The organism is Sorangium sp. So ce145 (assembly GCF_051525985.1).
GTDB classification, from domain to species: Bacteria; Myxococcota_A; Polyangia; order Polyangiales; family Polyangiaceae; genus Sorangium; species Sorangium cellulosum_B.
This window is the reverse complement of the sequence record NZ_CP150315.1, coordinates 2,177,378-2,202,514: the sequence shown is the minus strand read 5'-3', so window position 1 is coordinate 2,202,514 and position 25,137 is coordinate 2,177,378. Positions and strand designations below refer to the sequence as shown.

Annotated in this window: 20 protein-coding genes; 14 read left to right on the top strand and 6 right to left on the bottom strand. The window is 70.5% G+C overall.

All coding sequences use genetic code 11. The features are described 5' to 3' along the window. Positions 1 to 81: 81 nt before the first annotated feature. Positions 82 to 1,176, bottom strand: a complete 1,095-nt coding sequence (locus WMF34_RS08375; protein WP_437992957.1) for a hypothetical protein — start codon at positions 1,174 to 1,176, stop codon at positions 82 to 84. Between the two features lie 65 nt (positions 1,177 to 1,241). Here WMF34_RS08375 and WMF34_RS08370 point away from each other — a divergent pair, with 65 nt between their 5' ends. After that, entirely contained in the window at positions 1,242 to 2,321 is a 1,080-nt protein-coding gene (locus WMF34_RS08370) for a hypothetical protein (RefSeq protein WP_437992956.1), read from the top strand. A gap of 78 nt (positions 2,322 to 2,399) precedes the next feature. On the opposite strand, the gene WMF34_RS08365 is transcribed toward WMF34_RS08370, so the two are convergent. After that, positions 2,400 to 3,227, bottom strand: a complete 828-nt coding sequence (locus WMF34_RS08365) for a GNAT family N-acetyltransferase (protein WP_437992955.1) — start codon at positions 3,225 to 3,227, stop codon at positions 2,400 to 2,402. Between the two features lie 482 nt (positions 3,228 to 3,709). Between WMF34_RS08365 and WMF34_RS08360 the strand changes: the two genes are divergently transcribed. From WMF34_RS08360 to WMF34_RS08350, 3 genes are all read left to right on the top strand, one after another. Next, positions 3,710 to 3,985, top strand: coding sequence for a hypothetical protein (locus tag WMF34_RS08360; RefSeq protein ID WP_437992954.1), 276 nt, complete (start codon positions 3,710 to 3,712; stop codon positions 3,983 to 3,985). A gap of 22 nt (positions 3,986 to 4,007) precedes the next feature. After that, entirely contained in the window at positions 4,008 to 4,472 is a 465-nt protein-coding gene (locus WMF34_RS08355) for a hypothetical protein (protein ID WP_437992953.1), read from the top strand. Between the two features lie 316 nt (positions 4,473 to 4,788). Continuing rightward, positions 4,789 to 7,302: a CHAT domain-containing protein gene (locus WMF34_RS08350; protein WP_437992952.1), complete on the top strand. Its 2,514-nt coding sequence runs from the start codon at positions 4,789 to 4,791 to the stop codon at positions 7,300 to 7,302. Positions 7,303 to 7,545: 243 nt separating this feature from the next. Here the strand turns inward: WMF34_RS08350 and WMF34_RS08345 are convergent, their stop codons facing one another. After that, the gene (locus WMF34_RS08345) at positions 7,546 to 11,010 is read right to left on the bottom strand and encodes a nitric oxide synthase oxygenase (protein ID WP_437992951.1); all 3,465 of its coding nucleotides are present in this window, start codon (positions 11,008 to 11,010) and stop codon (positions 7,546 to 7,548) included. Between the two features lie 622 nt (positions 11,011 to 11,632). Between WMF34_RS08345 and WMF34_RS08340 the strand changes: the two genes are divergently transcribed. Further along, positions 11,633 to 12,481, top strand: coding sequence for a DUF5995 family protein (locus WMF34_RS08340; RefSeq protein WP_437992950.1), 849 nt, complete (start codon positions 11,633 to 11,635; stop codon positions 12,479 to 12,481). Here WMF34_RS08340 and rlmN read toward each other — a convergent pair. Then, a complete protein-coding gene (gene rlmN, locus WMF34_RS08335) occupies positions 12,459 to 13,655 on the bottom strand; it encodes a 23S rRNA (adenine(2503)-C(2))-methyltransferase RlmN (RefSeq protein WP_012234215.1) in 1,197 nt (398 codons plus the stop codon). The two genes, WMF34_RS08340 and rlmN, sit on opposite strands and share 23 nt — an antisense overlap. Positions 13,656 to 14,318: 663 nt before the next feature. Between rlmN and WMF34_RS08330 the strand changes: the two genes are divergently transcribed. Next, a complete protein-coding gene (locus tag WMF34_RS08330) occupies positions 14,319 to 14,492 on the top strand; it encodes a hypothetical protein (protein WP_157906536.1) in 174 nt (57 codons plus the stop codon). Further along, on the top strand, positions 14,493 to 15,479 hold the full coding sequence (locus WMF34_RS08325) for a hypothetical protein (RefSeq protein ID WP_437992949.1): 987 nt from the start codon (positions 14,493 to 14,495) through the stop codon (positions 15,477 to 15,479). Positions 15,480 to 15,530: 51 nt separating this feature from the next. On the opposite strand, the gene WMF34_RS08320 is transcribed toward WMF34_RS08325, so the two are convergent. Then, positions 15,531 to 16,361, bottom strand: a complete 831-nt coding sequence (locus tag WMF34_RS08320) for an alpha/beta hydrolase (protein ID WP_437992948.1) — start codon at positions 16,359 to 16,361, stop codon at positions 15,531 to 15,533. Between the two features lie 172 nt (positions 16,362 to 16,533). Next, on the bottom strand, positions 16,534 to 17,631 hold the full coding sequence (locus tag WMF34_RS08315) for a CAP domain-containing protein (RefSeq protein ID WP_012234212.1): 1,098 nt from the start codon (positions 17,629 to 17,631) through the stop codon (positions 16,534 to 16,536). 838 nt (positions 17,632 to 18,469) lie between these two features. Between WMF34_RS08315 and WMF34_RS08310 the strand changes: the two genes are divergently transcribed. The 7 genes from WMF34_RS08310 to WMF34_RS08280 all read left to right on the top strand — a co-directional run bounded on the left by WMF34_RS08310 (position 18,470) and on the right by WMF34_RS08280 (position 25,135). Beyond that, on the top strand, positions 18,470 to 19,309 hold the full coding sequence (locus tag WMF34_RS08310; protein WP_012234211.1) for an SDR family oxidoreductase: 840 nt from the start codon (positions 18,470 to 18,472) through the stop codon (positions 19,307 to 19,309). A 10-nt stretch (positions 19,310 to 19,319) separates the two neighbouring features. Beyond that, a complete protein-coding gene (locus WMF34_RS08305; RefSeq protein WP_012234210.1) occupies positions 19,320 to 19,652 on the top strand; it encodes a hypothetical protein in 333 nt (110 codons plus the stop codon). Further along, complete coding sequence (mtnA, locus tag WMF34_RS08300; RefSeq protein ID WP_012234209.1) at positions 19,653 to 20,798, top strand: S-methyl-5-thioribose-1-phosphate isomerase; 1,146 nt, start codon at positions 19,653 to 19,655, stop codon at positions 20,796 to 20,798. Between the two features lie 49 nt (positions 20,799 to 20,847). Next, on the top strand, positions 20,848 to 21,966 hold the full coding sequence (gene lipA, locus WMF34_RS08295; RefSeq protein WP_012234208.1) for a lipoyl synthase: 1,119 nt from the start codon (positions 20,848 to 20,850) through the stop codon (positions 21,964 to 21,966). A gap of 78 nt (positions 21,967 to 22,044) precedes the next feature. Next, positions 22,045 to 22,614: a tellurite resistance TerB family protein gene (locus WMF34_RS08290; RefSeq protein WP_012234207.1), complete on the top strand. Its 570-nt coding sequence runs from the start codon at positions 22,045 to 22,047 to the stop codon at positions 22,612 to 22,614. 203 nt (positions 22,615 to 22,817) lie between these two features. Continuing rightward, positions 22,818 to 24,008: a thiamine pyrophosphate-dependent dehydrogenase E1 component subunit alpha gene (locus WMF34_RS08285; protein WP_012234206.1), complete on the top strand. Its 1,191-nt coding sequence runs from the start codon at positions 22,818 to 22,820 to the stop codon at positions 24,006 to 24,008. A 152-nt stretch (positions 24,009 to 24,160) separates the two neighbouring features. After that, complete coding sequence (locus WMF34_RS08280) at positions 24,161 to 25,135, top strand: alpha-ketoacid dehydrogenase subunit beta (protein ID WP_012234205.1); 975 nt, start codon at positions 24,161 to 24,163, stop codon at positions 25,133 to 25,135. The last annotated feature ends 2 nt before the right edge of the window (positions 25,136 to 25,137 follow it).

Sequence of the window (25,137 nt, the reverse complement as noted above, 5' to 3'; positions counted from 1 at the left end):
ACCCCGGCGCTCCCGCAGGAACCGGCCGCTCGCGCTCTCCATCGCGCGCTCGTGCGCTCATGCGTTCGTGCGCGGGCGCCGTCAGGGCACGATTTCGCGGACGCTGCCCTTCTTGTACAGGAGCCCGTCGGGGCCTACCCCGTCGCTCCGGAAATAGACGCTGATGTTGGGCTTGCCGGTCTCCGAGCCCTCCCGTGTCGGCGCCCGCGTGAGCCTCATTGCGGGATCGATGCCCGGCCGACAGGGCTCGCCTCCCACGCCGAAGTCGGTCCCCTGGTCGACGTGCTCGTGGATCTTCACCCAGGTGCCTCCGCTCGCGCCGTCGGTCTCGTCGATCCAGAGCTCCTGCTTCACATCGCCGTTCGGCAGGTCGTAGACGAGCTGCTTGTACCCGATCCATACCTGCTCCGGCATGCCGCCTTCCCAGTACGTCTTGCCGAGGATGGCCGAGGAGGCGGGGTGATTCGTCTCCTTCTCGAAATCGACCTTGCCGTCGTAGCGCATACGGGCGGCGATCCCGCGCGTGTCGCATTTATTGACGTCCTCGTCGCCGATCGTGCCGTGGTTGGTGCGCGTCATGGCGACGAGGCCGCCATAAGGTGTCCCGTCGTCGGCTGCCCGCAGGAAATACATCGTCACCTCGACGTCGCGCCACGAGTCGGCGAGCGCGGGGTCGTGCACGTACATCCGCGGGACGCGGCCGCTGATCTTGAGAATGCCCTGGCCGTCGGTGTCATAGGACGCATCGCCGTGGTCGGCGTCGAACCAGGCATCGGCCGGGTCGATCCCCGAAAAGGTGCGCGCGACGCCGTTGTCCCAGGTCGAGAACCACGTTTTGCCCGAAGGCAGCGTGGGCCGCAGCATCGCTATCCCGAACCTGTCGAGCCGCCCCTCCTCCCCTCCCCCGGCGCCGGCCGAGCTGGACACCTCTGCGCTGCTGGCTGCGGACGACGCCTCCGCGCCGCCGCCGAGGCCCCCGCCACCGGGGCCGTTGCCGCCGGGGCCGCTGTCGGGACCGTTGCCGCCGAGGCCGCTGCCGCCGAGACCCCCGCCGCCGCCGGATTGGCTTCCTGAGGCGGGGACGTGTTCGTCCGCGCAACCGGCGCTGCTCAAGCCGGCGGCAGCCGACGTGACGGACATCGCGATCGTGAAGAAGACGCGCACGCCCTCGTGCATAACATGCTCTCAGCGGATCCGCGAGGCCATTGACGGCGAGATACCGGCTGCAACGCACCTGCCAGGTGCTTTACGGAGACAGCTCGGTTTTAGTTCGAGAATTGCACCTTTCATCGTGCTTCGAGCGGCGGCATCGCGAGGATCGTCCTCGGACGGCGATCCGTGCGATTGCCGCCTGCATAGGACGTTGGCTGCAGCGCTCCGTGTCTGCTACCTCCCGCAACACGATGGGTCAGCCGGACCTGTTCGCGAAGCGGACGTTTGCCGAAGAGACAGAGCGGGTCACGGCAGGAGCCGTGATGTGGCGAGATCCACCCGAGATACGGCTGGAGAAGGTGCAGACCGACGGTCTGCTCGCGATTCACCGCCCGTGGCTCCTCGCGCACCTGCCGCCCCCGTGGCCGGCGGCGCAGGCGTACGAGGAGATCGTGCTGGAGCTGAAGCTCGCGGGGGACCATCTGGACATGACCGCCGTGGAGCGGGCCCTGCTTCGGCGGCAGGCCAGGCAGGTGCAGCGGGTCGAGGAGCGGGCTCCGTCCTGGCCGGGTGAAACGCCGCTCTGGCTGGCGGCGCCGCACGTACCGGAGTGGCTGAGGCAGGCGCGCCATCCCGTTCGCTTCGCGCCTGGCTGCTACGCGGTGGAGCCGCTGGGGCGCTGCTTCGTGTGGGTGGCGGCGAACGAGCTCCCGCTGTGCGACGAGCTGGTGCCGTTCCTGGTCGCCCGTTCGGGGCAGCCGCTCGACGAGTTCGCCCGCTGGGTGGCGCCGCGCCGGCCGCTTGAATGGGTGCTGTCCATGCTAAAGTACCTGCCCATGTCGACGACGGCCCGTGAGGAGCTCCTGTGGCGGTTCGCCAGGACCGGCGATCCCGAGATCGACGCGCGCCAGGACCGCATCCTGGAAGTCCTGCTCACGGCCAATCCCAAGATGAAGCAGCGTCTGGTCGACGAAGGCCGCCATGAAGGCCGCCTCGAGGGTCGCCTCGACGAGGCGCGCGCGGCCCTGCGCCGCGTGCTCGCGCACCGGCAGCTCGCGCTCACCCCGGAGGATGCGGCGCACATCGAGGCGTGCGCCGACCTCGCGACCCTGGAGCGGTGGCTCGGTCAGGCGCTCGCGGCGTCCAGCGCACAGCAGGCCCTGCGCTGAGCGCCGCCGCCGGCGCTCCTCAGCACCGGAACGGCCGCGGCAGCATCAGCGGCCCTTCCGGAAAGGGCCCGCGCACCATCAGCCGCACCGCCCCGCGCCGCCTACGGCGTCGTCCCCGTCCACGAAGACGTGCGGCTCCGCCGTCCCCGCCACGCCGAGCGCGTCCGGGCACGCGAAGAGCTCCACGCGCCGCACCGGCGCCGGCAGCCGGCGGAGGATCTCGTCGAGCGGCGGCAGCTCCGCGGCCACGACGTCGTAAAGGCACAGGACGTCGCCGGCGATCTCCAGGGAGACGACGGCATCGAGATCCTCGGCGTAGAACAGCGGCCGATCCAGCTCGTTGACCACGAACACCGCGGCCGGACCGGTGACCCCCAGCCTCGTCGAGGCAGGCGCGCGGCGCGACGCGAGCCGCCGGAAGATCGCACGATCCTCCTCGTCGGCGAGCCGGAAAGGCCGCATCGCCCGCCGGTCGAGCCGCGGCGCGGCCCCGGCGACCACCTTGTGCTCGTCGATGACCCGGAAGCCGAACGGCTCGTAGCGCTCCGGCTGCGCCGTGCAGAGCAGCGCCGCCGGGTACCGCTCGTCACAGAACACGAGCGCCGCCCGCATGGCGGACGCGAAATGCCCCTGCCGGCGGTGCGCCGGGTGCGTGCAGACCGCGTGGATGCAGCCCACGTCCGTCGGTCTCCCTTCCAGCACCATGGCGAGGCACAGCACGCTGACCTGGCTCACGGGCGCGCCGTCCGCCGAGGCGACGAACGGCGTGGTCACGTCCTCCCAGGCGGCGCCGAGCGCGCGCGCCCGCTCGATGACCTGCACCAGACCGGGGAACACCGTGTCCATGAGCGCCATGAGCTGCGCGCGGAGGCCAGGCTCCGACCAGGATCTGCGCGATGTCGTCATTCCGTGCCCCTTCTAGAATAGCGATCACGTTGATCAAGCGAGAAATAAACCGCCAAGGCACCAAGGACGCCAAGAGAAAATTCTCTTCTTGGCGCTCTTGGTGTCTTGGCGGTTCGAAATTCCGCGCCTTTCAGGCAACTTCAACCCGTTTGTCGCTCTAGCCATCTCGCCATATCACATGCCAGCGCGATAGACGCGGCATCTGCGTGCGCCGCCCGCGTGCCAGAGCAGGAGCAGGCCGACATTCGCTGGAAGACGCAGAGCGCTCGATCCATGGCGACACAGAGAATCAGGGCTTCGAGAGCACAGAAAGACCAGCCCTCCGGCTCTCCGCTCCCCTCTGCGACCGCGGTGTCTCTGCGGCTCGAACGCTCTGGCTCTGGCTCAAGGCCGCGGTTCCAGCCGGATTGCGCCTCCGGAGCGCGCGCCCTAGAAAACCCTCAACTGCATCGCTCTGCGGGGCGATGTGCCAGGGGGGAACCATGAAGAATACGCTCGGCGCGCTGATCCTCGGCGCGCTCTCGCTGTCCGCCGTGCTGTCCAGCAGCGATGTGGCGCAAGCCCAGGACAGGGATCGTCCGCCACGCGGCTCCTATCTCCAGACGTGCAGGAACGTCCGGACGGAGCGAGGCACGCTGTTCGCCCGCTGCGAGGATCGGAGGGGCAACTTCCACAATACACGGATGGTGGACTGGAGGAGGTGCAGAGGAGACATCGAGAACGACAACGGCCGGCTCCGCTGCTCCCGCGGCCGCTGACGCGCAGGGCGCCCTTCGCGAGGTGGGCTCCCTCAGCGACGAGAAAGCGGGGCCCCGCCGGGATCCGCCCTTCCTCGACGGCCACGACGTACGGCGGCAGGCGGTCCGCCCGCGCCGCGCGGACGTCGGCGCGCATCGTCGCGGCGTCGGGGTAACGCTCGACCTTGTGGAACGCGAGGGCGCGATCCACGACGTCGCACACCTCCGAGGGCACGTCCGGCGCGCACTGCGCGAGCGACGGCGCCCGCTCCGTCGCCGCGGCGATGAGCAGGCGCGCATCGGCCACGTGGCCGTGGATCGCGCGACCGGAGAGCAGCCGAAACATCGTGGCGCCCAGGCCGAAGACGTCGGTCCGGCCGTCGATCTAGGAACGATCAACGCCGCTGCGGACCGAGCTCGCCGCAAGAGCGCTTGGACGTTCACCGTTCGCGACGCCGAACGAATCTTCGTGTCCGATTGGTTCAACAGAATCGTATCAGAGCACTAGGCGGCAGGCATGCCTGCTTCCAGGGCCCGCTGCACCATCTGCAACGCCAGTTGCGGCCTGGTCGCAGACGTCACGCTCTCGGCGGTGGCCATGCACGAGCCCCGCCGACCTGGGGGGGCCTGCGGCGGCAGGATGGGGCCGACTGCCTCGCCGAAGTACGACTGTAGTACCCGGCGAGCAATCGGTGCCCGCATCCACCGGATAGTCCGACGACGCGCTTGACACGACGAGACTTTTCGGATTTCCTTGTTCCGCGATTCGGCCACGTTCATGGCTACGCATCCCGCGCGCTATGCCACGTGAATTGGAGGAGTCGATGCGCACGTCGACGGTCACCAAGATCCTCTTCTTGTCCGCTAACCCGTCGGACACAGCCGCGCTACAGCTCGACGAAGAGTTACGGCAGATCGGCCAGCGTATTCGGCGGGCGGAGTACCGGAAGTTGTTCGACATCAAAGTGGCTCCCGCGCTACGCGCCATAGATCTTCCCTATGAGCTCATGGATGCCCGCCCCGAAGTCGTCCACTTTAGTGGACACGGGTCGATGACCGGCGAGCTGGTATTTCTGAACGAAGCAGACCGGAGCCGTCGCGCGATCCCGCCCGCGACGCTCTCGCGGGTTTTCAAGCAACTCAAAGACAAGATCTGCTGCGTGGTGCTCAACGCCTGTTACTCGGAGGTCCAGGCCCAAGCGATCGTGGAGTGGATCCCGTGTGTTGTCGGGATGTCGCGTGCGGTGCCCGACGCGTCTGCGATCGCATTTGCAGCGGGCTTCTACGAGGCGCTGGCCTTCGGAAGGACTGTCGCGGAAGCGTTCGAGCTAGGGCTCTCCCAGGTCGAGCTGAGCGCAGACGCGCCAGCCAATTCATCGGACATCCCGAGGCTCTTGGTTCGCAAGGGAGAAGACGCGACGAAAATTCGCCTGGTTATGTCGCCCGAGGAAACCGCCGTACCGGCGGCCGGCGTCGTGGTGTCCGCAACCTTGCAAGAACAGAGTCCTCCCGACAGGGACACCAGCGCTCTCGCGGCTCCCGCGATGCGTCACAGATCAAACAAGAGGCTATTCTACGAAGGATTCTTTCGAAGAATAGGCACGATGCACCTGCATATCGATGGGGGCACAGCGCTGCCGCTGATTGAGGCGTGGGCGCAGCGCTTCAACGAGCGCGAAATACCCACAAAGATCACGCGCGTGTCGCGGTTCTCCAGAGGCCCCCAGAGAGACGAGCTCAAGGACACCTATGAGATTCATACGCCCGGCGTCGACCAGGAGTCCTTGGAGTATTTTACGACCAGCCTTCTCGACGACAACAAGCACGATATCGCGACGCTGGTAGAAGAGACGCTGGCGGAGCTCGAGAACATCAAAGGGATCGTCGTCGAGCTTGAGCGCGTGGTGGCGGTCGTGTCAGACGACGCTGAAGGATCAGACTCCCCTCAGCTGAAGGGACTACAAGGAGCGGTACGGTTCGACACCCGCAAGACATCGTTCCGCGTCGAGATTCACTACATGGTCGACATCTTGAAGGGCGCCGACGACAAGAGGGAGCCCCTTTCGCTGGACGCCATCGTCAAGATATGCGGCGACAATGGCATCGACATCGGCGGCTGGTTCTTGTTTGAGCGTTCAGACATATGGGCGTACCGCTCCAACAGCTTCGCTCCAAAGATTCCAGAGCGGGAAGAGCTGAATGCGAAGCGCCTGCGCCTCCAGAGAAAGCTTGCTCAAGCGACTGGACGCGCGCTCTCCGACGTAAGGGTCAAGGTAATCGTCGAGGAATCAGTGGGTATATGGAAGACACCGGCGACGCGTTTGGGGCCGTTCAAGACAGTGCCAGAGCTCGCGGATTGGGAGGATGGAACCCGTAAGGCTGCGGTAGATCCCTCCCTGAGGGCGTTCTGGGTGGTAACGCCAAACTTCCTCGGCGACAAGCATGAGGAGATTCAACGCACGATGGTTCAGAACCTTGCCACCGGCGTCAAGTACACCTACTTCTTGAGGTCATTTGCAGATTTGAAGCGCTGGCAGAAGTTCCGATCTGATCTGAAGAGAAAGCAAGAGCACATTCAGCGAGCTGTTGACAAGAGCATGACCGCGGTGCTCATCCACGTCCTAGATCATGACCAGCCCGAGCTTGAAGAATGCTTTATCAGGAATCCTTCCACGGACCTCAGAGAAGCGTATAAGCTGATCCGAGGGAGGAATGGCGAAGTCACCTCTGGCCTGCCGATGTCTCCCGAGAAGACGAGAGATCTAGTCAACAGACTGGAGCCCCTCGAGCGAGAGGCCAAGCACCGACGATGGACGTGGCTGCCTATCAATCGAAATGACCGTCAATTTAACGCTTACGTGATAATAACAGATCTCGAGGATACGAAGCTTGGCACCGCGGAAGAGCGACGCCTCCGCGAATACGACCTGATCATCGCAGAGGAAGTAAGCAAGCACGGGGGAGAGGTCACCAAGAGCCTTTTCGACGGCTATGTCATCATTTTCGATGACGAGCGAGATGATCGGGGTGGACGTCTTCAACAGGTAGTGAAGTGCGCGGATCGCATCATCAGCCTCGCGATCGGGGCGAATCTTCCGCAGCAACGAGTTCTCATAGACTTTGACAGCGCTCGCCGCGTGATCCGGGCGCATGGCTACGACACCATCAGCGCCGCAATTGCCCGTGGACGGTTCCTGCTGGATCGGACCGTCTGGAATCACGTGACCATTTCCGATAGGGTAAAAAACAGATGGGAGACTTTGTGCGGCAGCGACCGTCGCATTTCCTTCATGTCCAGCGAGCTGGATGGCTACTGGCAGCTGACGCGCCCTCAATAGGATATTCTGAACGGTCGCGGTAGGGACGGCTCTTCGTCCCGTCGGGGTCGGGCGGCTGCGCGCTTGCCTCCCGTTTCGAGTTCCACCATACGCCGAAGCACGCGAGAGGGCTCAGGCGAGCTCGGCGGGGCCCCACCCCGCGCCCGCGCGACGAGCACCCCCTCCGGGGGCCGGGCGTCTCGGCACGACCTCTCTCAGCCAGGGAGGAACTCAGGCGACTCGTGGATGCGCCCGCCTTCGCCGCTACCCCTTCCGCTCCTTCCACGGATCGTCCTGATACAGGTAGTTCGGCTTCAGGATCTTGTTCTCCATGTTGGTGTGGAACACCGCCATGGTCGACGCCGACATCGGCGGGACGATCCACGTCCAGTCCGCGTACACCGGGCGCTCGCACTGCCGCTCCTGCTGCTCGAACTTCTTGAAGTACTCCGAGAGCGTGTGGTGGTCCATCATCCGCACCTTGGCCTGCCGGAACGAGTGCAGCACCGCGACGTTCAGCTCGACCAGCGCGGCGTCCTGCCACAGCGTGTCGCTGCGCGTCCGGTCCAGCCCGAGGCGATCCGCGATGAGCGGCAGCTGGTCGTACCGCGTCACGTCGCTCAGGTTGCGCGCGCCGATCTCGGTGCCCATGTAAAAGCCGTTGAACGGCGCCGCCGTGTACTGGATCCCGCCGAGATCGAGGGCCAGGTTGGAGACCGCCGGCAGCGCGTGCCACTTCAGCCCGAGCTCGGCGAACCACGCATACCGCGGGTGCTCGATCGGCACCTCGAGCACCTTCTCCCGCGGCAGCTCGAACCACTTCGGCCGGCCCTCGCCGATCTGGATGATCAGCGGCAGCAGGTCGAAGCGCGTCCGCTCCCCGCCCGGCCAGCCCAGCGCGAGCGCTTGGTCCGTCAGCTCCACGTTCCCCGGATCGCCGAGGATGCCGCCCTCCGGGAGCCGGTAGCCCGCATAGCGGACCAGCTGGCCGTTCCAGATGCGGATCCGCGGCTCACCCGGCCTGAACACCGTCATGGTCGCCCGGATGTCACCCCCGTTGGTCGCCAGATCGAGGTGCTCGACGAGCGCCTGGAAGATCTCCTCCTCCGTCTTCAGGTGGCGCAGATCGCGCACGTGGAGCGTCGACCAGAAGAAGCGCCCGATGCAGCGCGAGCTGTTGCGCCACGCGAGCCGGGCGCCATAGGCGAGCTCGTCGGGCAGGTGCGTGTACGTCCCGTGCTTCTCCAGGCTCGCCCGCACCTCCTGCCAGCGCTCTTCCACCGCCGAGGGCACCCCGAGCTCCGCGTAGCACTGGCGCAGGAACGCCTCGGCCTCGGTCGGCACCGCCTCGGGCGCGGTGGGGGTCACGTGAAACGACCCGTGCTCGACCGGACACACGCCGCCAGCCGCCCGCGCCGCGCCGGCGCGCCGGAGCGGCGTCGGGCGGACCTCGCCGGCGGTGTCGACGTTCGAGCTGAACAGCTCCCGCTGGATGGCGTCCGGCGGCCAGCCCACCGCGCGCAGGTGCTCCTGCGCGTCGCGCATGAAGGCATCGGGGCCACACACGAGCGCCCGCGATCCCGGCCGGTAAGGATACAGCTCGGCCACCTGCTCCCTGGACAGCCGCCCCTCCGCCTTCGTCGCGCGCAGGCGGAACGCGACGCCGGGCGTACGGCCGGCGATCGCCCGCAGATCCTCCTCGAAATAGGCGAAATCCGCGGCGCGCGACGCCGACCAGTCGAGGAGGAAGGCCCGCGCGTCGGGGCGGCCGGCCCTGCCGTCGAGCGCCCGCAGCATCGCCATCGCCGGCGTGACGCCGATCCCGCCCGCGAGGAACACCACCCGCTCCACGGGCGGCGCCGGAAGGACGAAGCTGCCCTTCGGCGCCGACGCGCGCAGCAGCGAGGCCGCGGCGCGCTCGCACAGCCACCGCGAGAACACCCCGAGCTCCTCGCGCTTCACCGTGATCTCGTAGTCGCCGCCGGCGCGCGCCGGCGCCGAGAGCGTGTACGCGCGCGCCACCCAGCGCCGATCGAGGTAGCCCTGCACGAGCACGTGCTGCCCGGGCACCGACGCCGCCGGCGCGCCGCCGACCGGCGAGAGCGTGATCTGGAAGATCCCGGGGGAGAGCTCCCGCGCGGCCTTCACCTCGGCCTGCTGGAGGCTCGATCCGCCGAACATCTCGGCGAGCGCCGGGGCGCAGCCGCCGCAGATCTGGCCCGCCCGCGTCCGCTCCGACAGCTCGGCGGGCGTCGCGCACCCGGCCTCGATGAGGCTCGTGATCTGCCCGCGCTTGACCCCGGCGCAGTTGCACACGACCTCGTTCGGCTCGAACAGCGCCGCGGGTTGATCGATCTTCAGCTCGCCGAGCTCCCGGAACGTCGTGAGCTGCCAGCCGGGCAGCGGGCCGCGCGCCATGAGCAGCCGCATCGCCGACGGGAGGTCGTTCCATTCCCCCTCGACGTGCAGCCCCGTGAGCTGCCCGCTCGACAGGAGCAGCGCGCGGCGCTTGTCGCGATCCCCGCACGGCACCCACCGGAGGCTCTCCATGGGCGCGTCGAGCCACCGCGCCGAGACGCCGCTCCCGTCGAGCGCGCGGGAGAGCGACAGGATTCGGCCGGCGCCGTCGACGATCTTCGAGATCGCGGCCTCCTTGCCGGCCAGGGCGCCCATCGCGGCGCTGCTCTCGACGACCCCCTCGCGCCGGGAGAGCAGCCCCTGCCCGGGCAGGAGGTGGACGTTGACGAAATCGAGCGCGTGCCGCTCGGCCCAGGCATCGACGCTCGCGGGCGGCAGCTCGAGCCAGGCCTCGTCGGACCCGCGGACGTCCGCGGGGATCCCCTCCCTGGCCAGGCTCGCCCAGCCCTCGATCAGCGCCTCGGCCGCCGCCTTCCGCAGGCCCGCCTGGACGAGCGCCGCCGCGGCCCGATCGGCCGGGGTGTCCACGTACCGGAGCTCGAACGAGTCCTCGCGCAGCAGCTGCTGGACCAGGTTGTCGAGCCGCCCCCGCAGCCCGGCGGTGAACTCCTCGAAGTCGATGGTCCCGTCCCCGGTCGTGTCCGCGGCCAGGAGCAGCGCCTTCGCCTCGTCGGCCCGCATCCCGAGGCCGGTGAGGTACGGCAGGAGCTCATCCTCGCTGAGCTTGCGGTCGTGGTCGCGATCGATCTCCTCGAACCGGCGCCAGGCGAAGCGCTCGCTCGTCAGGCCGGCGCGGAGGCCGCGGGAGAGCGCGGCCGCCACCTCGGCGCCCGAGCACGCGGCGGGGCCGCACACGACGGGCGCCGGCGCGGCGGGCTGCTCCAGCGCGCGGATCGCCCTGCGGGCCACGTCCGCGGGCGCCACCCAGGGCAACGCGCCGCCGCCCAGCGGCAGCGGCAGCGTGCGGCGGAGCCGGATGTCCTCGCGCCAGAGGTTGAGCGCGCTCAGCAGAGGTCCGTGCCAGACCGTGGTCACCGCCTGGCCGGAGGCGCGCACGGACGCCTCGGCGTCGCGGATCTGCTGCCCCACCCGGCTCGAGGGAGGGAAGTACGGCGCCACCCAGAGGAGGTGCGACGCGCCCACCTCCCTCGCCGACGCGAGGAAGGTCCGCGCGGCCACGAGCGGATAGGCGAGATCCGCGGTGCCCATCACGAGCGCGATGGCCGGCCCCGCGGGCTCGATCGGCAGCGACTGGAGGAAGGAGGCGAGGTCGTTTCTGGGCTCGGAACAGACGATCTTGAGGAAGCTCATGGTGCTCGGCAGGGCCATCCGCGGAGGAGCGCAACCGCCCTCGCCGCCGCCAGGCGGCGTCGAGGGCCGCGCGCAGGCGCGGAGCGCTCCGCGCCAGGATACGGCGCATCACCCGGCCGGCCGAAACCCGAAAACGCCCGCGCAGTCCAGCACACACCGCCGCACCCGGTTTGCCAAGGTGTGCACGGCGTCGGGGGATTCCTTATTTTGCCTCGAGGGAACCCGTCCGCGCGTCACAATCTGCCCCATGGGGCACTTTGGTGCGCCGGCCTGCGCTCTCACCGCGTCGGGACACGACGTCGACGCGGGCACCACCCGACGAGACCGCCGCTGGTAGCCGTGTGGCGCCACCGGAGCCTCGCCCCCTCGCCCTGGACCGACGGGCGAACGTTCTCCTCTGTATTCGCGGGAAATCCGACGTGAAGGGAGAGCAGGCGAACGAGCATGCAGGCGCCGATCGCGCGCTCGAGCTCCGCGCTGCGCGCGCTCATACATCCTGTGGCTGTGTACGACTGCGGACCGGACATACGGGCACGATCCTTGAATTCGCTCGCTCAGCGCAGCCATGAAGACCCTTACTTCGGATCGACCCCTGGCGATGAGGAGCAAGCAGACGCGGTCATTGGCTGCGTCCCGTCCCGCGGTGTCCACCGCGCGTCATCCCGTCCTGCAGGGCGTGACGATGACGCCGGCGAACGTCTCCGAGGCGCTGATCGCGCTGGAGACGGTCGCCGCGCGGCTGCGCGAGAGGAACGACCCGCGGGCGGTGTTCCCCGACGTCTACGCCGTGATCACGCGCCGCGTGAAAGAGGCGATCGTCGACGGATCGGATGGCCGGTTCCTCGAGCCGGCGTGGATCTCGCGCCTGGCGGGGATCTTCTGCGAGTACTACCTGACGGCCCTCGCGGCGTCGCTGGACGGGCGGTCGACGGGCATCGAGGCGTGGGACGTCGCGTTCCAGTGCGCCAGCGCGGGCGGGCCGGCGGCGGCGGTGCACGGGCTGCTCGGCATCAACGCGCACATCAACTACGACCTGGCCCTCGGGCTCTACCGGAACATCGTCCAGCACGGCGCGGCGCAGGACGCCCGGCTTCTCGACCGCTACCGTCACGACCACGACCTTGTGAATGAAATTCTCGCGGCGGCGATGCCGGAAATCTTCGCGATCCTGCGCGCTCGTTATCGCTGCCCGCTCGCCCGGACCGCGACCTTCAGCCGGGACGTGGAGCGCGCCGTCTCGAGCGTCGTGATGTTCCTGCTGAGGCGCTGGCGCGACAGGGTATGGACCGACCTGCTCTCCTTGCTCGCGACGCTCGGGCACACCGGCGAGACGGGCAAGCGCGCGGTGCTCGTCCGGATGGACCAGCGTTCGGGGAAGATCGCCCGTACGTTCGCGGCGGGCCATGGGGCGCTCCGCGTCGGGGCCCCGCTCGCCCGCGGCGCCGCCCTCACGCTGGCTCTGGCTGCCTGAGGCGGGCCATGCCCGCGAGCTGACCGCAGGCGCCGCCCACGTCGCGCCCCCGCGGCCGCCGCACGAGCGTCGTCACGCCGTGGCCGGACAGCCGCGCCACGAAGGCGTCGAGCCGCGCGGCGGACGGCGGGCGCAGCGCCGGATCCGGGCCGGGGTTGCAGGGGATGACGTTCACCCGGCACCGGAGCCCGGCGACGTACGCCGCGAGCAGATCCGCGTCCTCCGGGGCGTCGTTGAAGCGATCGAAGAGCACGTACTCGAAGAGCACGCGCCGCCCCGGCGGCAGCGCCCGCGCGATCGCCTCCTTCAGCGCCGCCATCGAGAAGCGCGCGTTCACGGGCATGATCGCCTGCCTGCGGGCGTCGTCCGGGGCGTTGAGGCTGACGGCGAGCTCGGCGCGCGCGTCGCGGAAGAACGGCTCGATCTTGTCCGCCACCCCGACGGTGCTCACGGTGACGTGCGACGGCGCGAACCGGAAGGCCCGCGGATCGGTGAGCAGCCGGATGGCCTTCAGCACCTCGCCGAGGTTATCGAACGGCTCGCCCATCCCCATGAAGACGAGGTTCCTGAGGGGGGCGCCGCCGCGCTCGGCCGCGAGCGCCCGGGCGATCCGGACCTGATCGACGATCTCGCCGGCGGCGAGCTGGCGCTCGAGCCCGAGCCGCCCCGTCTCGCAGAACGAGCAGGCCCGGGCGCAGCCGACCTGGCTCGAGACGCAGAGCGTCGTGCGGGCGGGCCCCGGGATCAGCACCGACTCGATGAGCGCGCCGTCGCCCGCGCGCAGGACGAGCCGGAGCGTGTCGTCCTGCGCCGGCGCCCGCTCGGCGATCTCGAGCGACGGCGCCGGATCGAGCGCGAGCAGCGCCTCGTGCGCCCAGGCCCCCACGCCCAGGGCGGCGAGCGCGCGCGCGTCCCAGGCCGGCGCAGGCGCGCCCGGCTCGGCGCCGAAGGCGTGGCGCACCACCTTGCCGGAGACCGCGCGCGCCGCCGACGCCGTGCCGCCGGCCCGGCGGAGCAGCTCCGCGAGCGAGGCCGCGTCGTGGTCGGCGAGCCGCGCGCGCCAGCGTGGGACGCGCGCGCTCCTCCGGATCAGCGGGTGCCCTGCGACCTGCGCCGGCGGGTCGCCGGCGCGCAGGGGCGACGCCGTCTCTTCGGGGATCTCCGGAACGCGCATGCGCACCCGCTAGCACGCCGGGCGCGGCGCCGCGCGGCCCAGCGACGTCGCGCGCAGCGAGCCGAGCCGGCCGCCTCACCCGGACGGCCGCCGGATGGACCGCTCGCCGGGCGCTCCGGCCGGCCGAGCCCCGGCGCCCGCTGCCTCCCCCACCCAGGTCATCGCGAGCTTGTCAATCGCATGTCGATCGCCACCCGAAAGACAAGCGAGAACTCGCCCGGCGCCCCCCATCCGACACGAAACCTGCGCGCCGTCTGGGGCCATCAGGTGGCCAATCTGTGGACAAGCATGTGGACTGTCAAACCGGGCTCGGGAACGTGATTTTTGGGTTGCAGATTGGTTCCGAAGGAGGGAGTTTAGCGCCCGGAAATTGAGAGGCGCGCCGGGCCACGGAGCGCCAGAAATCGCAGAAAAATCAGTTGCATCGGTGTGGGCGGCGCGTCCATGCCCGGGCTGGCTTCGGCTGGCGCCGGGGCTTGGAGGGGCTGCCGCCCCGCGATCGGCGCAGGACGGGCAGCTCCGCGGAGTTGCCAGGGTCCCACGGGATTTCCACAACCTGGGAACAACCTGTGGATTATTTGTCCCTCCTGCGTGTGGCGTGTTCCAGGATCGGGTGAGCGGGCTTCCCGTCCCCAAGCTTTTCTGGCGCTCGCTGACACACCGGTGGGCTACGTTGCGCGCCGATGTCCGCACGCACAAGCGGGCCAGGGGTTCGCGTCGGTCGGCGCGGGCGTCGCCTATGCGCCGATCGAGGCCCTCGCGCTCCGCACGAGCCTCACCTTGCCTGCCGTGACCACCGTCCTCTCCCCGGAGGTCGGTCTTTCCCTGGGGTTCTGAATGGCTGACACCTCGGATATGCGCCGGGGGGCGACTCCCCCGGGCGCGCTGCGCAACCCGAAGATCGACGCGGCGATCGAGCGCGCCGTGCAGCTCGGCGATCCGGCCGAGCTGCTCGCGCTGCTCGATCGCAGCTCCGGGCTGCCCGCCCGGCGCGGCGGGGTGCGCGCGCCAGGCCCCGACCTCGGGCCGAACGCCCCCTTGCCGCGCGTAAACATGGATCTCGCGCGGGCGGTCGGCGCGGCGATCGCGGACCGCGGGGCGCCGGCCGAGCGGCTCGTGCGGGCGCTCTGCGCGACCGCCGAGGAGTACGCGCTCATCGTGGCGGCGCAGGCGCTCGCGTCGCTCGCGGTGCAGGGCGCGGCGCGGGCGGGCGGAGCGGGGCAGGCGCCGCGCGCGGGCGGCGGGCGCCGCGGGAAGGGCGGGCTCGATCCGCTCGAGGCGCTCGAGGAGCTGGCCGAGGACCCGCGGCGCGTCGTGCGCGACGGGGTGGTGGCGGCGCTCCGCGCCGTCATCGCGGCGCGCGGCGACGCGGTGGTCGGCGAGCTCTCGTCCTGGACCGACGGCTACCTGCAGGCGTACGTCGCGCTCGAGGCGCTCGCCGAGCGCACGCTGCTCGCCAGGCTCTCGGCGGGCGCGGAGGTGGTCGAGCGCCTCGAGGAGGCGTTCGTGCTGTCGGATCGCTCCCCGCGCGCGGACGAGCGGCTGCAGGGGCTGCGCCTCCTCCGGCAGGGGATGCCCGCGCAGATCGCGGCCCTCGCCGGCCGCTTCCCCGAGGTCGTGCGCTGGCTCGAGGAGAAGACGCAGGCGGAGCGCCCCGAGTCGCGCGACGTCGTGGCGGACGCGATCGCGGCGCTCCGGAAGACATCGTTCTCGGATGCGGAGGTCGACCGCCTGTCCGCGGCGCTCGGCGCGACCGCCCCGATACCGCGCTATGCGGCGCGCATCGTCCAGGGGACGCGCAAGCGGAGCAAGGGGCGGCGGTAGGGGACGGTCGGGCCTGGCCCGCCGGCGCGAAGAGCGCCGAAGCGCAGGAGATCAGGCGGCCTGCTGCGATCCCTCCGGCGCTCCGACGCCATCCTGCGGCTCCCTGGCGGCCCCGGTGAACAGGAACTGCAGCGCCCCCGGGGCGCGCCGGCGCCACGCGTCCTCGGAGTGGGTCCCGTCCTCGTCCAGGCAGAACAGCAGGTTGTCCTCCCTGTAACCCTGCTGGCGAAGTTGCTCGACCAGCCGCGCGGCGTCGCGCAGCACCGAGCCCCCGTCCTCCTGAGCGCCGGCGTCGACGTACAGCCTCGAGCTCGTCGGGACGGCCAGAAATGCGAGGACGTCGAAGATCTTGCGCTCGGCGAACCAGAGCGATGGCGACATGCAGAGCGCGGCCCCGAACACGCCGGGGCAACGCCAATGAGCATAGAGCGCGGCGAGGCCCCCCATGGATGCGCCGCCGATCGCCGTGCTGGCCGGGTCGCGCCTCACCGCGAAGCGCTCCTGTACGGCCGGCACGATCTCGGAGGTGAGCCAGCCCAGAAGACCGTCGAGCTTTCCTTCGCTGCCGTCGCCCTGGAACGGCGACAGCTCCGTCAGCCGCTCGGGCCCGCCGTGATCGATCCCCACAAGGACCGGCGCTTCGAGACCTCGATCCGCGAGGTCACGGACGGCCTCGTGAAGGTGCCACCCTCCGCTGTAGGAGGGGTCGTCGTGAAAGACGTTCTGCCCATCGAACAGGAAGAGCACAGGCGATGGCCGCCCGTCACGCGCCCCCTCGTCGGGCAGGTAGACACGCACGTTGCGCTCTCCGTGGAAGCCGGGAATTCGGTATGGACCAAGGAGATAGATGACATGTGTTTTCGCGGAGGTCTGCTGTTCCACCGTCCCGGTGTGAAGCAATCAGCAGGCCGCCACTCGGCCGCTGCTCTCCGGCCGCGGAGCGCGGCGCGGCCCAGGCCATCTCGGCTCCCGGGTCGCGCCGCCACGCCATGGCAGAACGCCTCACGCGTGACACGCTGTTGCGAGCAGGCGGCCGCCGCCGCGGGTGCCTGGCCTACTTGCAGCTCGCCTCGGAGCTGCCGCCGAACACCGTGGTCCAGTAGGACCCGTAGGTCCCGCCTCCGGTCGCCCGCCCGATGCCGATGACCTTGTAGGCGGAGCCGAGCATGTTCTTGTTGTGGCCGTCCGAGTTCTTCCACTGGGTGAACGTCGCCTGGGCCGTCGAGTTGCCAGCGGCGATGTTCTCGGCCATGGCGGTGCCCCCGCAGCCGAGCTCGTAGCAGGCGTTGCACATGCGGGTCCAGGGCGTCCGGCCGTCGAGGCTCGTGTGCGAGAAATAGTTCTGATCGCGCATGTCCTCGCTGTGCCCCTGAGCGGCGCGGTTCATCGAGGTGCAGGCCGAGAGCGCCCCGAGGCCGTTCTGCGCGCGATACTGGTTGATGATGGTGAGGAACGCCTGCTCCTCGGTGTCGAGCGGAGTCGTGCTGGGCCCGGCGCCGCTGCACATCTGGCATGCGCCGCAGTCGCTCGAGCAGCTCGAGCAGTCCTCGCCCGCGCCGCAAACCCCATTGCCGCAGACCTCACCGCCCGTCGAACCGCCCGCGCCTCCGGTGCCGCTCGTCGAGCCGCCCGAGCTCCCGGTGCTGCTCGTCGAGCCGCCCGCGCCGCCCGCGCCTCCCGCGCCTCCCGCGCCTCCCGCGCCGCTCGTCGAGCCGCTCGCGCCGCTGCCCGGCGTCGCGGGGCCGCACGCCGCCTGCACGTAGAGCCGCTTCGCGGTCCTCCTGCACGGATCACCGGAGAAGGTCGCGTTGCTCGCCCGCACGGCGCAGCTCGCCTTTCCGAGGCACGCGCGCTCCACGACGGCCTTCGACGTCGGCGCGTTGCACGAGGTGGCCGCGTAGCCGCCGCAGACGCCGCGCGGCCTGCCATAACTCGCGAACTGGATCGCCGTGATGACCTCGCCGGCAGGACAGGAGAGCTCCACATCCGAGCCCTCCGGCGCGGTATCGCAGACCGCCCCCGCGAGCGGCGAGGACTGGTCGTCCGACAGCTCCGCCGACGGCTCCTCGCCGACCTCGGTCGAGGCGAGGCAGCCGACTGCAGAACAGCCAGCGATGAAGGCGAGGACAAGCGTCCTGTGCAAAGCGCTCATATGCATGCTCCTTGGTTCTCTGGGCCCGTCCGAGCTCGGCCCGCCCCTGCGTCGCGGCTCGCGCCAGCACGTACGCCGGGGCACACGACACCTCGACGGGCCACCCCAGTACAGCGTTGTTCAGGGGGCGGAGTAGCGCACAGCGCGATCCCACGCAGCGCAGCGCCTCCCTTCGATTCGCTCACGACACGGTGTCACCTGACCGCTGGCATGTCCAGATACGAAACACGCTGGCACGCATGATTTGCCGCCGGATCGCTGGATCTTTTCAAGACCCATGAAACCGAGCTTCCCGGAGCTCGGCGACACAGGATTTCTTCACGCAAGGACGGTGTGAGACATGGAGCCATCAGGACACAACATCTCCCCTGGTCCGAAGGGTGGGTATCCGTGTCCGGCGACAGACCGCGATCGGAAGCCCGTGGGGGCGACGACACCCTGGGAGCCTCCGCCTCCGCCCGCCGTGGATCGCGCGTCGACGCGCGCCGCCACAGGCCGCATGTCAGCAGCAGGTCAATCGAACGCCCATGAAATTCCGCGCGACTCCCCCGCTCCACGCCACACCGCCACGCCGCTCGCCTGAGCGCCCTCGCCCGCTCACGTCCGCGGCAGAGCTCGTCCCTGCGTCATGCGCGGGGTGGTGGTGGATGTGGCCTCCCGCCGTACGCGCGCGCCATCTCATCCGCCCGGCATGCCGGCTGCCGCGCTCGTGGAAAGGCGGCCTGACGGCCCGACGGCCTGACGCCCTGATGATCACGCGGCGACCCCGCAGCACGGCCGCTCGACTGCGAACCGCGAGGCCGCACCCGCGGCGGCTCCTGTGCTATGACCGCCGACCATGCGCCTCAAGGACCGCGTTGTCTTCATCACAGGAGCTTCCCGCGGGATCGGACGGGCCGTCGCCCTCGCCTGCGCGCGAGAAGGCGCGGATATCGTCGTCGCCGCGAAGACGGAGGTCGCCGAGAACCCGCGCCTCCCGGGCACGATCCACGACGTCGCCCGCGAGGTCGAGCAGCTCGGCCGCCGCGCCCTGCCCATCAAGCTCGATGTCCGCGACGACGAGGCCTGCAGGGGCGCCGTGGCCACGGCCGTCGAGCGCCTCGGGCGCATCGACGCGCTCATCAACAACGCGGGCGCGCTCTGGTGGGCCGACGTCGTGGACACACCCATGAAGAAGTTCGACCTCATCATGGGCATCAACGTGCGCGCGTCGTTCGCCCTCTCGCAGGCCGTCCTCCCCCAGATGATCGCGCAAAAATACGGCCACATCATCATGATGTCGCCCCCCGTCGACGCCGGGGCCTGCGCCCACCACGGGGCCTATGCGGTCTCCAAGTTCGGCATGACGATGATCGCCGACGCCATCGCCGGCGAGTACGCGGAGCACAACATCACGGCCCACGCCCTCTGGCCCGCGACCGCGATCGAGAGCTTCGCCACGATCAACTTCGGCCTCGGCGGCCCGGAGCTCTGGCGCAAGGCGGATATCCTCGCCGACGCGACGCTCGCGCTGCTCTCGCGCGAGCCGTCGGCCCGCCGCGGCAAGGCGTGGATCGACGAGGCCCTGCTCCGCGAGGAGGGCGTCACCGACTTCTCGAAGTACCAGTGCGTGCCCGGCGTGGAGCCGCCGCACTTCCCCTTCACCGCGATCCCCAAGGCGACCAGCACGAAACCATGAGGCGCGACCCGTGACCCGCGAGGACGACAAGAAGACGCGACCCGCCGCCGGCGGCGGCGTCGATCCCGGGCCAGAGCTCGCCGCGGTCTTCGACGACCTGGAGACGCTGCTCAAGAACGGCGACGTGATCGAGGCGCTCACGGCGCGCGGGATCAACGCGAGCCTCGCGCTGCTCGCCGCCGACGCGCTGCGCGCCTACCTTGCGGGCCGCAAGGCCGACGCGGCGGAGGACTTCGCGACCGTCGCGGAGGAGATCCGCGGCCGGCTCGCCGCGAGCGCCGAGGCGCGGGGGCCGGACGACGGATCGCCAGGGGAGCCGTCACGCTCGAACGGGAGGCGCTGAATGGGCACGAGCTTCGAAGCAGAGCAGACACCGAGGCCAGGCGAGGGCGCGCGGGCGGCGCCGCCCTGGGAGCCGGCCGCGGCCCTCTCCGGCGCCGACTACTCGGCCGTCGAGCTGGCGCAGGGCGACGACCGCGTGTTCCTCCTCGAGCAGCGCGAGCTGCCCGAGCGCGAGCGCTACCTCACCCTGACCGACTCCGCCGGCGTCGCCGAGGCCATCCGGACGATGGCGGTCCGCGGCGCCCCGGCCATCGGCATCGCCGCCGCGTACGGGATGGCGCTCGCCGCGCGCGCCGCCCGCGACGAGGGCGCCTCCAGCTACGTCGCCGCGATGCGGGCGGCGGGGGAGCACCTCGCCTCGACCCGGCCCACCGCCGTGAACCTCGGGTGGGCGGTGCGGCGCGCGATCGCCGCGGCCCTGCAGAACGCCGGGCGCCGCGGCGAGGAGCGCGCGCGGGAGCTCGCCGAGCTCGCCCGCGAGATCCACCGGGAAGACGTCGCCGCCTGCCACCAGATGGGCCGCGCCGGCGCGGCGCGCCTGCCGGAGTCGGGCACGGTCCTCACCCACTGCAACGCGGGCGCGCTCGCGACCGGCGGCTACGGCACGGCGCTCGGCGTGATCCGCGCCGCCATCGAGGCGGGCAAGGCGCTCCGCGTGCTCGCGTGCGAGACCCGCCCGTACCTCCAGGGCGCCCGCCTCACCGCCTGGGAGCTCCAGCGGGACGGCATCCCCGTCGAGGTGATCTCCGACTCGATGGCCGCGTGGTTCATGCAGAAGGGCGAGATCGGCGCCGTGGTCGTCGGGGCCGACCGCATCGCGCGGAACGGCGACGTCGCGAACAAGATCGGGACCTACGGCCTCGCCTGCCTCGCGCGCCACCACGGCATCCCGTTCTACGTGGCCGCCCCGTGGAGCACGATCGACCTCGCCACCGACAGCGGCGCGTCGATCCCGATCGAGGAGCGGAGCCGCGACGAGCTCGCCGTCGTCGGCGGCCGCCGCGTCGTCCCGCCCGGCGTGCCCGTCCGGCACCCGGCCTTCGACGTCACCCCCGCGGAGCTCGTCACGGCCGTCTTCACCGAGCGCGGCAAGCTGACGACGCGCGAGATCAGCCGCTCCGTGCCGCCGGCTGCGCCGGCCGGCTAGCGCGCCTCCCCCTCGCGCTCCCCCGCCGCATGGGCTAAGGACACCCCTGATGGCGCAGTTCTCGCCCAAACCCGAATGGCTCAAGGTCCGCGCTCCCGGGGGTGACACGTACCACCACCTCAAGGAGACGTTCCGCAAGCTCGATCTCCACACGGTCTGCGAGGAGGCGCGCTGCCCGAACGTCGGCGAGTGCTGGCGCGAGGGGACCGCGACGGTGATGCTCCTCGGCGACGTGTGCACGCGCGGCTGCCGCTTCTGCGCGGTCACGACGGGCGATCCGCGCGGCGCGGTCGACGTGCGGGAGCCGGAGCACGTGGCCCGCGCCATCGCCCGGCTCTCGCTCCAGTACGTCGTGATGACGATGGTCAACCGCGACGACCTGCTCGACGGCGGCGCCGAGCACGTCGCCCGCACGGTGAGCCGCCTGCACGCCCTCCGGCCCGACCTGCTCATCGAGACGCTGGTCGGCGACTTCCAGGGCCACATGAGCGCCGTCGACATGGTGGTCGACGCCGGGCCCGACGTCTTCGCCCACAACGTCGAGGTCGTCCGCCGCATCACGCGCGTCATCCGCGACGTCCGGTCGAGCTACGACCAGTCGCTCGCCGTGCTCCGGCGCGCGAAGGAGCGCCAGCGGCGCCTCGCCGCCGACGCCGCGGAGGCCGGCGCGCCCGCGCCGCGGCGGCTCACCAAGAGCTCGATCATGGTCGGCATCGGCGAGACCGACGACGAGGTCCTGGAGGCGCTCCGCGACCTGCGCGAGGCCGGGGTCGACATCGTGACGATCGGCCAGTACCTCCGCCCCTCCTCGAAGCACGCGCCCGTGCAGCGCTTCGTCGAGCCCGAGACCTTCGCCGCGTTCGAGCGCGCAGCGCTCGAGATGGGCTTCCTCTACGCCGCCAGCGCGCCGCTCGTCCGGTCGAGCTACAAGGCGGCCGAGGTCTTCGTCCGCAGCCTGATGGACCGAGGCGGCGCGGCGCTGCCCGCCTCGCCGGGCGCGGCGGCCGTCGAGGCGCTCCTCGAGGAGCGCCTCGCCGTGGCGCGCCGCGAGGCCGCCCGCCTCACCGCAGAGCTCGACCCGGACGAGCCCCGCCCGCCCGTCGCCCCGGCGCCGGCGTCGGCGAGCCCCGCGCGGCTCGTCCCCGCGGCCTCCCTCATCCGCCGCTAGAGCGCCGCTCAGCAAGCGCCTTGACGCTTCTCGGCGTTTGGCCGAGCGTATTGCTCGGCAGGAGGGTCCAACACCACGATGTCCGCTCCCATCAACAGGCGCCCCGGCGGCATCACTCCCGGCGCCTCGCGCCTCGGCTCGGAGGCGCCCCGCGTGCGCGTGGCGTCGATCCTGGCCCAGGCCGCGAGGGCCTACAGCGCGCGCCCTCCCATCGAAGACATCACGATGCCCACCGGCTTCGATCCCGCCGCGGTGGCGCTCTTCGAGACGATCATCGAGGCCGCGTTCCTCGTCGCGAACGCCGACGGCCACTTCGACGACGAGGAGCGCGGGCGCTTCCAGGCGATCGTCACCGGCGCCTGCCAGAACCTCGTCCACGAGAAGCAGATCGAGGCGCTCCTCGCCGATCTCGGCGAGATGCTGGCCGAGGACGGGCTGGAGAAGCGCATCAGCATGGTCGCCCGCACGATCGCGCGGACCGAGCACCAGCGCGAGGTGCTCCGCGTGGCGGCGTCCATGGCGCACGCCTCCGGCGGCGTGAGCGCGCACGAGCACGGCGTGCTCGAGCAGCTCGCGCGCGGCTTCAAGCTCGACGTGGCCGCCGTCGACGAGGCCCTCGCGCAGGCAGCCGAGCCCGTGAACGTCTAGCGTGGACATCAGCGCCGCCGCGTACGGCGGGAGACGCGCATCAGGGCGCGAGCGGGTTCGAGCTCGCCGCGGCGAGTCAAACCCCGAGCCTGATCGCTGCGACGAGTCAACGTCACCTCAACGTCACGCGTAAAGCGAATGAGCGTACGCCGCGTCTGGGCACTGGTCTCGGGCAGCGCCTTTGGTTAGTGTCCCGCGAACCGATGAGCACCGCGACGTACTCCACCGACCGCCCGCCGAACGTCTCAGGGGCAAGCCTCGAGCCGCAGGCTGCCGTCGCGCGGCACCCGCTCGATACGTGTGCCGACGACGTGATCAAGGTCCTGCGCGACGACGGCTCGCTCGACCCCGCGCACGATCCGAAGCTCGAGCCATCGGAGGTGATCGCCCTCTACAAGGCCATGATGCGCACGCGCCTGCTCGACGAGCGGCTCGTGGCGCTGCAGCGCCAGGGGCGCATCGGGTTCCACATCGGCTCGCAGGGGGAGGAGGCGACGGTCCTCGGCAGCGTGTCCGCGACGCGGCCCCAGGACTGGGTGTTCCCGTGCTACCGCGAGTTCGGGGCGGCGCTCTGGCGAGGGCTGCCGCTCCAGCGGTACATCGACAACATGTTCGGCAACGCGAACGACACGGTGAAGGGGCGGCAGATGCCGGACCACTACACCTACCGCGAGGGCCACTTCGGCTCGGTGAGCTCGCCCATCGGCACGCAGATCACCCAGGCCGTCGGCTTCGCGTGGGCCGCCAAGCTGAAGCGCGACGAGCTCGTCACGCTGGCCTACTTCGGCGACGGCGCGACGAGCTCGTCGGATTTCCACAGCGGCCTGAACTTCGCTGGCGTGTTCAAGGTGCCGGTCATCTTCCTCTGCCGGAACAACGGCTGGGCGATCAGCGTGCCGACCGAGCGCCAGACGTCGAGCAACACGTTTGCGGGCAAGGGCGCGGCCTACGGCGTCCCCGGGGTGCGGGTCGACGGCAACGACGTGTTCGCCGTCGTGAAGGTGACGCGCGACGCGATCGCGCGCGCCTCGCGCGGCGAGGGCGCGACGCTCATCGAGGCGATGACGTACCGCCTGTCGGGCCACTCGACGAGCGACGACCCGAAGGCGTACCGCCCCGACGCATGGCTCGACCCGTGGCGCCGGCTCGACCCGATCGCGCGGCTCCGGCGGCACGTCGAGCGCACCCAGGGCTGGACGGAGGCGCAGGATCGCGAGATCGAGGCGGCGGTCGACGCGGAGGTCAAGGCGTGCATCGCGGTCTCGGAGAAGGTCCCGCCGCCGCCGCTCGACTCGATGTTCGAGGACGTCTATGCGGAGCCGCCCTGGCACCTCGTGGAGCAGCGGGAGCAGCTCAAGGCGGGCCCGAGGCCCAAGGGCCACGGCGGCCACTAGGCCGCGCGGACGGCGGCGTCGGCGTGGCGGCTCGCCGGACGGCGGCGCGGCGGGGGTGGCGCCGCTGCCCGTGATCGGCGGGACCCCCGGGGGGCCGGGGCGCCGGTGAGGTTGTACCCCCACCTGTTGGCCGAGAGACGGAGACGAAGAGCATGCCTCAGATGAACATGGTCCAGGCGATCAACGACGCGCTACGCCACGAGATGCGGCGGGACGCGCGGGTCGTCGTGCTCGGCGAGGATGTCGGCAAGGTCGGCGGCGTGTTCCGCGTGACCCAGGGCCTGTTCGACGAGTTCGGGGACGACCGGGTGATCGACACGCCGCTCTCGGAGAACGGGATCGTGGGGACGGCCATCGGGATGGCGCTCTACGGGCTCGTGCCGATCCCGGAGATCCAGTTCGCCGATTTCATCTATCCCGCGTACGACCAGATCGTGTCCGAGCTGGCGAAGTACCGCTACCGCTCGGGGGGAGAGTACCCGTCCAAGCTGGTCATCCGGACGCCGTTCGGCGGCGGCATCCGCGGCGGGCACTACCACTCGCAGTCGCCCGAGGCGCAGTTCATCCACGTGGCGGGCCTGAAGGTCGTGTGCCCGTCGAACCCGGCCGACGCGAAGGGGCTCTTGCTCTCGTCGATCCGGGATCCGGATCCGGTGCTGTTCTTCGAGCCGAAGCGCATCTACCGCGCCGCGAAGGGCGACGTCCCCGAGGGCGAGTACACCGTCCCGCTCGGCCAGGCGAAGGTGGTCCGGCCGGGCTGGCACGTGACGCTCGTGGTCTGGGGCGCGATGCTCTACGAGGCGCTCGACGCGGCGAACCAGGCGGCCGCGCAGGGCGTCGAGTGCGAGGTGATCGACCTGCGCACGCTGTGGCCGCTCGACATCGACACGGTGATCGAGTCGGTGAAGCGGACGGGCCGGTTCATCGTGGTTCACGAGGCGCCGAAGACCTGCGGCCTCGGGGGCGAGCTCGTCGCGCTGGTCAACGAGAAGGCGTTCCTCCACCTGGAGGCGCCCCCGGTCCGGGTCACGGGCTTCGACACCCCGTTCCCGTACACCCTCGAGAACGAGTATCTCCCTCTGTCCCATCGTATCCTTCCGGCGATCTTGGAGACGGCGAGGTACTGACG